A 12221-nucleotide genomic window follows, 5' to 3' on the forward strand; every position below is an offset into this window, starting at 1 on the left:
ATAGGTGACCATATGGTCACCTATCAAGGCTTCCCTAGGTCAGGTTGCCCCTGACAGCAGGTGGGGCCGAAACTTGGCAGCGGCCGCCGTGGCAGGATGGGCAGCATGTTGCCTTTGAGTCAGATTTCAGGAATGAAAGCAGCGGTCGACGGCGAGTGGCGCTCGCCGGTGGCCGATGCTGTAGGCCTGAAGTGGGGTATCCCTGCAGGTGCCCTGAGGTACTGGCGTTCCTCTGCGGCGCATGTCTTCGTCCTTCCGCCCCAAGGTGACGCCCACGGTGTCCTGTATGCCCGCTTCGCTCCCGCCGGCTCGACGGCGGGAGCGCGCCTGCAGCGGGGAGCCCAGCTTCATGCACGGCTCAGTGACGCCGAAGCTCCCGTTGCGGGACTTGTGCGTTCAGGCGAAGGCCGGCCTGTAGAGCTGGTCCCGACCCCGTTGGGGCAGGTGGCAGCGTGCATGGTCAGGCGAGTCGACGGTGAGGAGCTGGACACGGACGGGCTCGACGCCGGTGCTGCCGCCGCCTGGGGTGCGGCCTTGGCTGGCTTTCATCAGGCCGCCGGTGCGCTAAGTAGTACAGACCCGCAACAGCAGGCGAACGTGTTTGCCCGTTTGATGGCACACCCCGATCAGGACCTGCGCGAGGCGGCACAAATTCTGACGCTATTGACCGAGCGCCTGGGCCCTGGGCCGAACGTGCTGGGCCATGGGGACTTTGAGCTCGACAACCTCCGGTGGTCGCAGGGACGAGCTACCTGCTTTGACCTGGACGAATGCGGGCTTATGCCCGCCGCTACAGATGTGGCCTCCGCGGTGCGCGACCTCCTCGGTTCAACTCCGGATGTGCCCGAGCACCCGGAGCTCCTTGACGCATTCCTCGCCGGGTACCAGCAAAGCTCCGGCCTGGCCGTGACTCTTGAGGAGCTGCAAGTCCACCGCGCAGCACTCTCTGCACGGCAGGTCCTGGAGGCGCCCGCAATCCTCGACCTCGATGCGACGGTCCTCGAAACGACCGGCAACGGCTGGCTCAAGGAGCTGAACGATTCCCTGGCCGGCCACTATGAGGATCAGCGGAATATCGTCCTGCTAACGGCGCAGGCTCTGGCCCAAGTCGAGTAACCAAAGCGGTCAGCCAACTGCTCTTCCACGGCACAGCACACTAAGATCACCCTTATGAAATCCTTCCAACTCCCCGTGGTGGCGGCATGACCCGGCCGCTGCGCGTGTCCCTTCCGGATCAGAAACTGCTGGATGCGCTGGAGCCGACCACCGGCGTCGAGTTCCTGCTGTGGGACTTTTCCGGGCCTGCCCCCGCGGAACGCTTGGACATCGTGGTGCCGCCGTACATGCGCGGCCCGGAGGTGTTGGCGGCGCTGAAGTCAGTGGACATCGGCCTGATCCAGAGCCAGTCCATCGGGTACGACGGCGTCGAGGACGTTCTGTCCGGCGGCTTCGTTTTCGCCAACGCGGCGAGCGTCCACGAGACGTCGACGGCGGAGCTCGCCCTGGGGATGATGATCGCCAGCCAGCGCGGGATGGTGGACTTCGTGCGGGACCAGGCCAGCGGGACGTGGGGCAACGGCGAGCGGCCCAGCCTGGCAGACCGGCGCGTCCTGCTGGTCGGTTACGGGGGAGTGGGCAAGGCCATCGAGGCGCGGCTGCTGCCGTTCGAAACACACGTTACCCGGATGGCCAGCCGCGAACGTGAGGACTCCGGCGGAAAGATTTTTGGGATTGACTCGTTGTACGAGCAGCTGCCGCTCCACGACATCGTGGTGGTCAGCGTTCCCCTGAGCGAGCAGACACAGAAGCTGGTGGACGGGAAGTTCCTCGCCGCCATGCCCGATGGCGCCCTGCTGGTAAACGTGGCCCGCGGCCCGGTGGCGGACACCGATGCGTTGCTGGCCGAGACGTCCTCCGGCCGTTTGCGGGCCGCATTGGACGTCACTGATCCGGAGCCGCTGCCGGCGGCTCATCCGCTGTGGACTGCCCCCAATGTGCTGATTACCCCGCACGTGGGCGGGGCGAGCTCGGCAATGTTCCCGCGGATGGTCCGGCTGATCAAGCAACAGATCGGGCTGATGCTTGAGGGCAAGGAACCGGTGAACGTGGTGCTCGGCGGGTCGGCCCAAGGCTAGCTACTGCCAATAGCCACATCGACGGTCCGGTGGCCTGTGCAGACGTGGCCCCGGCTCCTAAGCTGGGGCCATGTCCACCTATGAGGTCCGCCGCAGCGCGGTCATTCCTGCCCCCGCCGAAGACATCTTTCCGCTGGTCAACAGCTTCCACGAATGGACCAAGTGGTCCCCGTGGGAAGCGGTGGACCCGGGCATGGACCGGCGCTACTTCGGCAGCGACTCCGGCGTTGGAGCCGGCTATGAGTGGAGCGGCAACCGCAAGGCCGGCAGTGGAACCATGGAGATCGTTGAGTCCGTACCCGCCAGCCGAATCAACGTCCGGCTCCAGTTCACCAAACCCTTCAAGGCGCTGAATCCGACGTCCTTTACGTTCACCCCGGTGCCGGACGGCACCGAGGTCACCTGGGCGATGACCGGGGAGAGCAAGGGCCCCGCAAAGGTGTTTGCGCTCTTTATGAATATGGACAAGCTGGTGGGGTCGGACTTCGAACGCGGGCTGAAGTCGCTCACCGAGGCTGTGGCAGCAAGAAGGAGTTGACGACGGCGGCCCGCGCCACCCACAGCAGCCCCACCCGAGGCTTCCGGCAGCGAAAGTCCGGCGACGCCGTCGTCCGGTCACTTAGAGCGCTGGCTGGCCGCCCCTTTAGAGCGCCGGCTGGCGCCGCCTGCGGAACACGATCCGAAGGTTGTCGCGGAAGGTCATGTGGCTCCTCCGGCTGACCATGGTCACAGCGAACAGCGCAGTTACCAAAACCACCGCACCGCCGGCCGCCACGGACCAGCGTGCGCCGAACTCCGAGCCAATCCAGCCCATCAAAGGTGCCCCCACGGCGGTTCCGCCCTGCAGGACTGCCAGGTACAGGGCCAGCACCCGTCCGCGGAACTGGGGCTCCACCGAGAGCTGGATGCTGGTGTTGCAGCTGTTCAGGAACGTGATTGACGCCAAGCCGACAGGTATCAGCACCGCGGCATACAGCCAGAACGACGGCGAAACGCTTCCAAGAAGCGTGAAGAACCCGAGCCCGAGCGCCCCGCCGAGCAGGAACCGCAGCCGCGGCCCCGCCCTGCGTGCTGCGAGCAGCGCGCCGGCCAGTGTGCCCACCGCCATGATGGAGCCCAGGAGCCCAAATTCACCGGGGCCCATCCCGAACTCGACGGTGGCCATCAGCGCATTGATGATGGGGAAGTTCATGCCGAAGGCGCCCAGGATGCCCACCAGGACCATGATCAGCACCAAGTCCGGTCTCTGCCGGACGTAGCGCACGCCTTCGGCGACCTGGTGTTTGCCCCGGTCGGCTTTGGCGGGCGGGGCCAGTCCCGGAGTGTGGATCCGGAGCAGCGAGATGATGACGGCGGCGAAGCTGGCGGCGTTGATCAGGAACACCGGTCCGGTGCCCACCCACGCGATCAGCAGGCCGGCGACGGCGGGACCCGTGAGCCTGGCGGTGTTGAAGGACGCGGAGTTCAGTGCCACCGCATTGGAGATATTATCCTGTCCCACAAGTTCGGAAACGAACGCCTGGCGTGACGGTGCGTCGATGGCACCGGCAATTCCGAGGCAGAGGGCGGCCAGGTAGGCGTGCCACAGTTGGGCGGTGCCGGTCACCACCAGGAGTCCCAGCACCAGCCCGGTCAGGCCCATGGCCACCTGCGTCCACAGCAGGATCACCCGCTTGCGGTACCGGTCGGCCAGGACTCCGCCATAGGGCCCGAGCAGCAGCATGGGCAGGAACTGCAGGGAGGTAGTGATGCCGACGGCGGCGCCCGAATGGTTGGTGAGGACCGTCAGGACCAGCCAGTCCTGTGCCACCCGCTGCATCCAGGTGCCGACGTTGGACACCAGCGCCCCGGCGGCCCAGATCCGGTAGTTGCGGTTTTCCAAGGCCCGGAACATGGCGCTCATTTGCCGCTCATCTCCTGCAGGATGTGCGCGGCGCGGCTCAGGACCAGCCGGTCCTCTTCGCTCAGACCGGCCACGCGCTGGGCAAGCCACGCGGTCCGCTGGGTCCGGGCTTCTGCCAACACGGCCCGCCCGGCGTCGGTGATGTCCACGTGGACCTGGCGTCCGTCGTCGGGGTTTGCCGCCCTGGAGACGAAGCCCTGCCCAGCGAGGGCGTTTACTATCCTGGTCATCGACGGCGCCTGCACGTGCTCCCGTTCGGCGAGTGTGCGGAGGGTTTGCGCCCCGTTGCCGTTCAGCTGTGCCAGGACTGTGTACTGGCCCGGGGTGATGACCTCGCCGGTTGCCTCGACGCGCAGCCGGCGGGAAGTGCGCATCACAGCTGTGCGGAGGTCTATGGCCAGGTTGTTGGGACTGGCCGACTCGGTACTTTCGCTGCTCTCGGTGTTGGTTGTGGTCACGCTTGCGTTGCGCCTCCTGAAGATGCTTAGCACTGCTAATTAGTCCTGCTAATAAGTATGCTGCGGTGTCGAAGGATCGGCAAGGCTTGAAAAGGTTGATGTGCGTCACCGGGCAGCTGGAAGGGTGCTGCCTTCCAAGACGGAAGGTGCGTTGCCGGGCCGTGACGGGGATGGTCCCGTTCCGCGGGAGTTGTATTCAATTACATCCTGGCTCGGGCGCAGGGCAGGGGCTTGGGTGCGGCCCTGTTGGGTGCCGCGATCGGGGAGTCCCCGGCGTACCTGTGGGTGCTCGAGGGCAACCCGCGGGCGCAGGCTTTCTACCACAGGCACGGGTTCCGGCCGGACGGCCGGCGGGGCCTGCTTCCGCCCGAGTGGGAAAGTGTGCCGGAGATACGGATGGTCCGGGAGGGGCCGGAGCCTGTGCCGTCCGCTCATTAACTAGCCGGCCGCGGCAGGGTCTGTTACCAGTAGGTCTCCCACCTCGCAGTCCAACTCCCGGCATACGGCTGACAAAGTTGAGAACCGGATGGCTTTGGCCCTGTCATTTTTCAAAACCGAAAGATTCACCAGGCTCACCCCCACCCGCCTGCTTAGCTCAGTCAGTGTCATTCCGCGCTGTTCCAGCAGTTCGTCGAGGCGGCAATGGATGCCGGTCGTATCCTCGGCTGGCATCAGACCAGGCCCTCGGTGTCTTTCCGCAGGCGGCCGCCGAACTGGAACACGCCGGCCACCAGGGTGAGCACAACTCCAGCGACCACCGGTACGAAGTTGAAGTGCCCAATAAAGACCATGCCTTCTTCTGCGCCATTTACCCCGATCGCTTCCGCAAGGCGGCCCCGGGCAACCTGGTCCAGAACCTGCCCGGCACTTCCCGCCACTGCCAGGACTGCACCGCAGGTTCCGACGGTGGACACCGAGCCCGCGGAGAACAGGTTCTCGCCTTTGAGGCGGAAGGCGAGCATGAACAGCAGGGCCAGCACGGCCAGGACGCCGAGGTGGTTCAGCGCTCCGGCCCAGGCCAACAGGGCAGCCTCGCTGGCCGGGAGTGCGGGGATGGTCGCCTCGATTGAGGTGAAATGCGCCTCCGCTCCCAAACGCAGGCCGTCCGAAGTCCATCGCGTGGTGGCCAACGGCAGTGTCAGGGTCACGGGACCGGTGAAATAGGCGGTGATTCCGGAGACGGTCATGATCGTCGTCGCAACAGCCACGGCGGCCGAGACAATCATCAGTGCCACTGCGTCCGTTTTGGAGACGACGCTTTTGCTGCCCGGTGTCCGGCGGGCAACGCCCTTGGCCAATTTCATATTTCCCCCAAAGTTATCGACTATCAGTAATAACGACAGTCGATAACCTACTGGCCGGGTCCTCGGCAGGTCAAGAACTGTGCTTACAATTTGCTAACCTCCCACACCTTGGCCAGTTCATTGCCGCTGACCCTGTCCGCGCTGCAAGCCGGCGCCATCTCCTGGCGGCACACCCTGGCCATGGCCGACGAGACCGCAAGCCTCGATCCCGAAGGGGCCGCCGCCCTCGAGGCACACTTCCTGGACCCGAACGCGCCCCATCCCGCCACCGGGTGCCCGATCGGGGAGATGCCCGCATCCCGGTTCCGCCACAAGGCGCATCTGGCGGGAACGCCATCCATCGAGTCCATCGAGATCCGCCACGCCAAGTCCGTTGCCCACCGGAGGGTCGAATGTGCCCCGGAGCGCTTTCCCGGGGCATGCAGGTCCCCGGCGAGGACCGCACACTTACCCAATTGCGGGCCGACAATTTCTCATTAGCGCTTCTCATTAGCGGAAGCAACCCGGGCCTTGTTGGGGTTGCGGGAGGCAGGGCAGTGCCGACGGATCATGTGCAAAGCGGATACCGGGCTGTGTTCGTCCATCAGGCCGCAGGTGCTCGTCACCGTGCCCGTCTTCGCGCTGGGCTTGTTATCGATCAGGAAAGGTGACGACACGGATACCTGCTACTGCGCAGCCTTGATCTTCCGCCACCCGCCGGCCCGGTTGTTGGCGATGATCGCACGGAACATCTCCACGAGGGCCTCTTCGTTGATGGGGTCGCCTTCGTGATACGAGATCATCCGGCCGGTCTTGTTCCCGTGGCCCGCGGTGATGATGTGGTGCGGGTCCGGGGTGATGCCGCCGTCGTACAGGAAAACATTGACATGGTCCTTCGCCGCGAGCAGCGCGCAGACGTTCCCCTCCAGGACGAAGTACGGCTGGACGGTGCGTTTGATCGTTTCGTCGACGGCGGCGTCGGCGGCGTGGACCAGGTCGCGCACCTGCAGGCAGATGTCCCGCTGCCACTGCGGAAGGGCATCAATGTACTGATCGACGCGGGGGTCCTTCTCGTAGCTCATCGGGGAACTCCTCCAACTGGGTACTTCAGAACGACGGCGGCTCCAAGGCTATGATTCCGCGGTCAGGCTGCCAGGGGAAGCGGCCGGGCGCGGGGCATCGCGCGGACCATCCCGTTCCCGATGACGTGGTGTCGGAAATGGTTCGGCTGCGGATGGCGGAGATCCGGAAGTTGCAGCTAGAGCTGTGCCGGGTTCAGGGGCAGGGGAGTGATCGGCTGGTCATTCGCCGCCAGATCGATGCCCAGGTCCTTCGCGAACACCAGCCGGGTCTCCTTGTAGATCCCGGCGTGGTTCTCGTCGAGCTCGAAGACGCGCGCGCCGCGGAGCCTGTTCCGGTCGGCGCCCGGCAGCCCGTACGCGCCGAAGCCGGTCCCGGGCGCGTAGCCGAGTTCCACCCCGTAGTAGTTGCCCACGTAGGTGTTGACGTGGTCGTGGCCCACGAAGTAGCCGCGGACGTCGCCGCGCTCCAGGAAGGCGTTGAACAGGCCGGAGTTAAAGGGGCCGGGGCACTCGTCCTCGTTCCGTTCGCCCACGATGCTGTGCTTCTTCACCGCGCGCTGGTGGTCCGCGTCCGTCCGCGAATCGATGCTGGCGAACCACATGCTGCGGTGCTCGTGCAGGGCGATGTGCCCCCACATCAGGGACGGGATCTTCTTGCCGTACTTCTGCTCGGTGGCGATGGAAAGGTTCCGGTACCAGGTGACCTGGTCCATGCGCACCCAGTCCCAGTCCGGGTAGCCTTCGAAGTCCTGGCCGTTGATACTGTCCGGGGCGTAGCTGCCGGTGTCGATCAGCCACAGGCCGAATGCGGGGTCCTTGGACTTGGAGGACCGCACCAGCAGCAGCGAGTTGGAGGTTCCGGTGACGCCGTCGGTGGTGTCGCCGTTGACGTTGGACTCGTAGCCCTGCAGGAACTGCAGCATCTTGGCTTCGGTCATCCCGGTACGTGCCACCGAGTCCTCGTCGTGGTTGCCGAAGGTGACGGCCCAGGGGATCTTGCGGCTTTCCATCGGCTGGACCACGTGGTTCAGTGCCTGCTTGACCTGCAGTTCGGTATCGCAGCCGCCGTTGATGACGTCCCCGTTGATCACCACAAAGTCCGGCTTTTCCACGTCCAGGGTCCGGTCCATCAGTTCGATGGTGCGGCGGTCCGTCTGCTCATCGTCCTGGGTGTCGTTGAACTGGACCACCTTAAACCGGCCGTCCGGGCGGAACGCGAGGGCTGGCTTGGGCGCCTTCGCCCCCGGCGCCGCGCTGGCGCCGGTCCCCACGGCCACTGCGGCTCCCAGCGCGCCGAGGGTTCCGGCTGCCGCTAAAGCGGCGCGCCTGCTGAAGCCGGGCTGGTCTATTTTGATGGTCATGGCTGCCTTCCTGCATTTTTCGCGGCCACACTTCCGGCCGCCGTCCCTGCGACAATAGGAAGGCCCGGCGTCCAGGTTCCAAACGCGTGGTGAACAGCGGATGCGGCGGCGGTGTCGACGGCGCCGATGCAGGCTTGAGGGCAGATAGTAAGTATGCTTACCTTGAGAATTGGGCCATGCCCGCTGAAGTGGCCGGGGTTGCCGACGCTCCTCGTCAGGAAACAATCTTGCCAGTGAGAGGAACAACCATGACCGCCGGACCTGAAGGCCCGCTCGCCGATCCCGGTGCCGGGGGCAGTGCCGGCAGCCCGCTCGGCCGCTTGGCCGAAGATCCGGCGAAAGTGATGCGGATTGGAACGAGCATCATCCGGCTCCTGGACGAAGTACATAATGCACCTCTCGACGACGAAGCCCGGGCCCGGCTGGCGCACGTCCATCAGCGCTCGGTGGAGGAACTCCAGGACGGCCTCGCGCCGGGCCCGGCGGAGGAACTGCAGCGGTTATGGCAGCCGCTGACCGGTGCATCTTCGGCGTCCGAGGAAGAGCTGCGGATCGGCCAGGCCCAGCTTTCCGGGTGGATCGGGGGACTGGTGCAGGACATCCAGTCCACCATCGCGGCGAAACAGGCAGCAACACGGCAAGCGTTGGAGCCACTGGAAAATCTCCAGCAATATCCGCACGGCGGCATGCCCACCGTGGTGCTGGACAACGGGCCGCTGGGGCAAGGCAGCGGCCGGGAACAGAACCCGGAGAACGACGTCGAGCTTCCGGGCCAGTACCTTTGACGCTGCGGCTTTCCACCCCGGGCGGTTTCTCCCAATTGCTTTTTAGGAGGGTGTTGCCTGTTGCCTCGCTAGGTGTGTGTGAGACCATCCGGTATGGGTGATAACAACCAAGTGGACAATGACGCCGTGCCCGTAACCGGGGCGAATCACCATGTGGGGGAGCGGGAGCACCGGCATCCCACCGCTGAGCAGGCCCGCTCCATCGGCTACCGCCGGCGGGATGCGGAGGCCAAGCTGGAGCAGCACCTGCGGGAAGCCCGCGATAAGTCCTAAGAGGAGCGGGGCCCACCGGAAGACATCGCGACTGCCGGCAGCGCTCGAGCTCTCCTTTAGCGTGTCCGCAGGAATCACCCCATGTTCGCCTTGCGGCCTGACAAACGGCGGGAGATGAGGGCTGCGGGCACGATCAGGAACCACAGATACGGGGTGTTGCTGGTGAGGAAAAACGCGGCCGGAATGCTGAGAAGGAACACCGCCGGCGCCGTCAACCGTCCCCGGAACACCCGCCGGTGCTCGTAGTCGTCCACGGTGTCGTCTGTCAGCCCTTTGCGCCAGGCATAACTCCACATGCCGGCGAGGGTGAGGTAGACGCCGGAAATCGTCGCCGCGTACAGCGCACTAGGCCAGGGACTCGGATTTCCGCCGTAGTCGCTGAGCACCGACGTGGTGGCGGGCAGCATCACGATGAAGAACAGCAGCAACATGTTCAGCCAGGCCAGCCCCGAGCTGAATTCCCGGATGCGGAAAAAATCGGTGTGGTGGGACATCCACACGCGGGCGATGATGATGAAGGACAGCACAAAGGCGAACAGCTCCGGGAGCGCGCCTATCAGTTCGGCGTTGAGGTGCTCGGGCGGAATCCCCACCGGCAGTTTCAGGTCCAGGGCCAGTAGAGTAAGTGCGATGGCAAAGACCGCATCGCTGAAGAACACCATGCGCTCAAGTGGGACTGACTTATCCACCGCAATTCCTTCCGCCGGGGTGAGTCCTGTGTCTTCCGGCAGTTGAGCCTGTCGACACTCTAGAGGTGGCAGCAGTTAGGTGAAAGAGCACCTGCACCTGACCCCTATTTCCGTTGCCACCAAACAGTTCCATAATGGGCACATACGCTTCGGGGACCCTCGCGCCGATGATGGCTGGCGGGGCGCTTCAGAGTCCCAGGTGGCAGCCCGGCATAAGGCGGAAAGGGCGGCCACGCGCCCCGGACAGTGTTGATCCGGGACTGCCTTATGGGGAGAGCATCGCCATCAATGCGAAAGCGAATGCACAAAGGAAATCACTATGCTCAAGGACTCAGCACTCATGGCTGTCCTTCCCGCGAAGGACATCAGCAGGGCCAAGGAGTTTTATCGGGACAAGCTGGGATTGGAATCTTCCGAGTCCATGGAGGAGGACAGCTTGCTGTACCGCTGCGGCAACGGAACCGCCTTTTTGGTCTACCAGACAGATAACGCGGGGTCTGCCAAGAACACCCAGATGGGCTGGGAAACGAACAACCTCGAACGCGAGATGGAAGAACTTCGGGGGCGAGGTGTCACGTTCGAAGAGTACGACATGCCAGGCCTGAAGACGGAAAACGGCGTTGCCACCAGTGATTGGGGCAAGGCCGCCTGGTTCCTCGACAGCGAAGGCAACATCCTCAACCTGACCCAGCGCACGTAGCCACCGGTCCTCAGCCCGCGCGGGCATCGTCCCCGCGCGGGTTTTTCCGTCCAAAGGAAATTACGACGCCGGCGCTCGCCGCCGTCGCTTGGCCCGCCCCTTGTGCGGGCTGCTGATTCGGAGTGCGACCAGTCGCATCAAGAATGGATCAATAAGACATCAATGTTGTCCCAGCTTTGCCGCAGTTTCACGGTTCACCCGCATTAGGGGAAATAGGCTCCAACTATAACCAATGCGGCTTAGCAAAAGGCCCGGCTTATTTGCCGGGCCATTTTTAATGGGGGAAAGATTGCCGGACTACGGGGCCCTTCCGGGATCAGGACGATCTCCGGTGTCCGGGCAAAAAGCGAAGCCTCCGCGCAGGCCGGGGGCCGTGGCACTTGCCTTCGTTTTTGCACTCTTTACCGCCGGCGCCGTCACCTTGCCGCAGGTGTTTGCTGCCGAACTCGAGGTGGCTGCATCAGAAAGCACGGCTACGGCCGCGCCTGCCAAGGCGAGCGCAATTGCGGAAGCGGCGCCGGCGCCGTCGTCCGTTCCAACTGCACAGGAGACGGGCGCCCCGCTGGATCCCGAGGCCACCGCCGTGGTGGCCCAGGGCGCCGCGTTGGCGGCTCCGAAGACGCAGCCTGCCTTGGCCGCCAAGGCGATCAACGTGCTGGCAGCCCTCCCCATCAAGGGCCGGGCGCCGAAGACGGGGTATGACCGTGGGCTGTTCGGGCAGGCGTGGGCGGACGTTGACCGTAACGGCTGCGACGCCCGGAACGACATGCTGCAGCGCGACCTGACCGGGATCACCTACACAAACAGTGTCCCTTGCAAGGTGCAGTCCGGAACCCTCGCGGACCCGTACACCGGCACCAGCATCAGCTTCCTGCGGGGGAGTGCCAGCAGCAGCAAGGTCCAGATCGACCATGTTGTCGCGCTCAGCGATGCCTGGCAGAAGGGCGCGCAGCAGCTGACCACGGAGCAGCGCATCGCCTTCGCCAATGATCCGCTGAACCTGCAGGCAACGGACGGACCCACCAACATGCAAAAGGGCGACGGCGACGCCGCCACCTGGTTGCCGCCGAACAAGGGGTTCCGGTGCGAGTATGTCGCCCGGCAGATTTCGGTGAAAGCGACCTACAGCTTGTGGGTCACCCAGGCGGAGCACGATGCGATGGCCAGGATCCTGGCCAGCTGCTCGGATCAGCTGGCACCGACCAACCAGCAGGCACCAGCTGCTGCGCCTGCTGCCGAGCCGGCACCGCCAGTGGCGGCTCCTGCTCCTGCTCCGGCTGCCGCGGCCCCGGCACCGGTTCCAGCGGCTCCCGCACCGGTGGCCCCGGCCCCCGTTGTCCCTGTTCCGGCTGCCCCCGCAGCCGCCTACTACGCCAACTGCGCGGCGGCCAGGGCTGCAGGTGCCGCACCGCTTTTCGCCGGGCAGGCAGGCTACCGCGCCAGGCTGGACCGCGATTCCGACGGCGTCGCCTGCGAGTAGCACCCAAAGTCTTGGGGCTTCCACGCCCTACTGCATCACCATCACAACCATTTCCTAGGGGGAAAATTGAAA

The 12221-nt window shown here is 64.9% G+C and carries 17 protein-coding genes; 9 read left to right on the forward strand and 8 right to left on the reverse strand.

Annotated elements, in window-relative coordinates; translation table 11 throughout:
- The first annotated feature begins 132 nt into the window (after positions 1-132).
- The 3 genes from AC50X7_RS14000 to AC50X7_RS14010 all read left to right on the forward strand — a co-directional run bounded on the left by AC50X7_RS14000 (position 133) and on the right by AC50X7_RS14010 (position 2673).
- On the forward strand, positions 133-1116 hold the full coding sequence (locus tag AC50X7_RS14000) for a phosphotransferase (protein WP_494979570.1): 984 nt from the start codon (positions 133-135) through the stop codon (positions 1114-1116).
- 86 nt (positions 1117-1202) lie between these two features.
- Positions 1203-2135, forward strand: a complete 933-nt coding sequence (locus tag AC50X7_RS14005; protein WP_494979571.1) for a 2-hydroxyacid dehydrogenase — start codon at positions 1203-1205, stop codon at positions 2133-2135.
- Between the two features lie 70 nt (positions 2136-2205).
- The gene (locus AC50X7_RS14010; protein ID WP_494979572.1) at positions 2206-2673 is read left to right on the forward strand and encodes an SRPBCC family protein; all 468 of its coding nucleotides are present in this window, start codon (positions 2206-2208) and stop codon (positions 2671-2673) included.
- A 105-nt stretch (positions 2674-2778) separates the two neighbouring features.
- Here the strand turns inward: AC50X7_RS14010 and AC50X7_RS14015 are convergent, their stop codons facing one another.
- Together AC50X7_RS14015 and AC50X7_RS14020 are read right to left on the reverse strand one after the other, a co-directional pair.
- Entirely contained in the window at positions 2779-4038 is a 1260-nt protein-coding gene (locus AC50X7_RS14015; RefSeq protein WP_494979573.1) for an MFS transporter, read from the reverse strand.
- The gene (locus AC50X7_RS14020; RefSeq protein ID WP_494979631.1) at positions 4035-4412 is read right to left on the reverse strand and encodes a MarR family transcriptional regulator; all 378 of its coding nucleotides are present in this window, start codon (positions 4410-4412) and stop codon (positions 4035-4037) included. Before AC50X7_RS14020 ends, AC50X7_RS14015 begins: the two co-directional genes overlap by 4 nt.
- Before the next feature lie 330 nt (positions 4413-4742).
- Here AC50X7_RS14020 and AC50X7_RS14025 point away from each other — a divergent pair, with 330 nt between their 5' ends.
- Entirely contained in the window at positions 4743-4934 is a 192-nt protein-coding gene (locus AC50X7_RS14025) for a GNAT family N-acetyltransferase (RefSeq protein ID WP_494979632.1), read from the forward strand.
- Here AC50X7_RS14025 and AC50X7_RS14030 read toward each other — a convergent pair whose 3' ends face one another.
- Together AC50X7_RS14030 and AC50X7_RS14035 are read right to left on the reverse strand one after the other, a co-directional pair.
- A complete protein-coding gene (locus tag AC50X7_RS14030; RefSeq protein ID WP_494979574.1) occupies positions 4935-5168 on the reverse strand; it encodes a helix-turn-helix domain-containing protein in 234 nt (77 codons plus the stop codon).
- On the reverse strand, positions 5168-5800 hold the full coding sequence (locus AC50X7_RS14035) for a hypothetical protein (RefSeq protein ID WP_494979575.1): 633 nt from the start codon (positions 5798-5800) through the stop codon (positions 5168-5170). Before AC50X7_RS14035 ends, AC50X7_RS14030 begins: the two co-directional genes overlap by 1 nt.
- A gap of 108 nt (positions 5801-5908) precedes the next feature.
- Here AC50X7_RS14035 and AC50X7_RS14040 point away from each other — a divergent pair, with 108 nt between their 5' ends.
- Positions 5909-6280: a hypothetical protein gene (locus AC50X7_RS14040; protein ID WP_494979576.1), complete on the forward strand. Its 372-nt coding sequence runs from the start codon at positions 5909-5911 to the stop codon at positions 6278-6280.
- Here the strand turns inward: AC50X7_RS14040 and AC50X7_RS14045 are convergent.
- The 3 genes from AC50X7_RS14045 to AC50X7_RS14055 form a co-directional block, all read right to left on the reverse strand.
- Positions 6277-6456: a hypothetical protein gene (locus AC50X7_RS14045; RefSeq protein WP_494979577.1), complete on the reverse strand. Its 180-nt coding sequence runs from the start codon at positions 6454-6456 to the stop codon at positions 6277-6279. The genes AC50X7_RS14040 and AC50X7_RS14045 overlap by 4 nt on opposite strands.
- A gap of 9 nt (positions 6457-6465) precedes the next feature.
- Positions 6466-6861, reverse strand: a complete 396-nt coding sequence (locus AC50X7_RS14050; protein ID WP_494979578.1) for a DUF1801 domain-containing protein — start codon at positions 6859-6861, stop codon at positions 6466-6468.
- Positions 6862-7037: 176 nt separating this feature from the next.
- Positions 7038-8222 (reverse strand): metallophosphoesterase family protein, encoded by a 1185-nt coding sequence (locus AC50X7_RS14055; protein ID WP_494979579.1) that lies wholly within the window; start codon positions 8220-8222, stop codon positions 7038-7040.
- Between the two features lie 248 nt (positions 8223-8470).
- Here AC50X7_RS14055 and AC50X7_RS14060 point away from each other — a divergent pair, with 248 nt between their 5' ends.
- Together AC50X7_RS14060 and AC50X7_RS14065 are read left to right on the forward strand one after the other, a co-directional pair.
- Positions 8471-9007 carry a proteasome activator gene (locus AC50X7_RS14060; protein WP_494979580.1) on the forward strand — a complete coding sequence of 179 codons (537 nt, stop codon included), beginning with the start codon at positions 8471-8473 and terminating at the stop codon, positions 9005-9007.
- Between the two features lie 93 nt (positions 9008-9100).
- Positions 9101-9280 carry a hypothetical protein gene (locus AC50X7_RS14065; protein WP_494979581.1) on the forward strand — a complete coding sequence of 60 codons (180 nt, stop codon included), beginning with the start codon at positions 9101-9103 and terminating at the stop codon, positions 9278-9280.
- A gap of 74 nt (positions 9281-9354) precedes the next feature.
- On the opposite strand, the gene AC50X7_RS14070 is transcribed toward AC50X7_RS14065, so the two are convergent.
- A complete protein-coding gene (locus AC50X7_RS14070) occupies positions 9355-9969 on the reverse strand; it encodes a TMEM175 family protein (RefSeq protein WP_494979582.1) in 615 nt (204 codons plus the stop codon).
- Between the two features lie 319 nt (positions 9970-10288).
- On the opposite strand from AC50X7_RS14070, the gene AC50X7_RS14075 reads away from it, so the two are divergent.
- Entirely contained in the window at positions 10289-10669 is a 381-nt protein-coding gene (locus AC50X7_RS14075; RefSeq protein ID WP_307096301.1) for a VOC family protein, read from the forward strand.
- Positions 10670-11042: 373 nt separating this feature from the next.
- Positions 11043-12149, forward strand: coding sequence for a GmrSD restriction endonuclease domain-containing protein (locus tag AC50X7_RS14080; protein WP_494979583.1), 1107 nt, complete (start codon positions 11043-11045; stop codon positions 12147-12149).
- Positions 12150-12221: the final 72 nt, after the last annotated feature.

This window comes from Pseudarthrobacter sp. Hb11 (assembly GCF_059383655.1).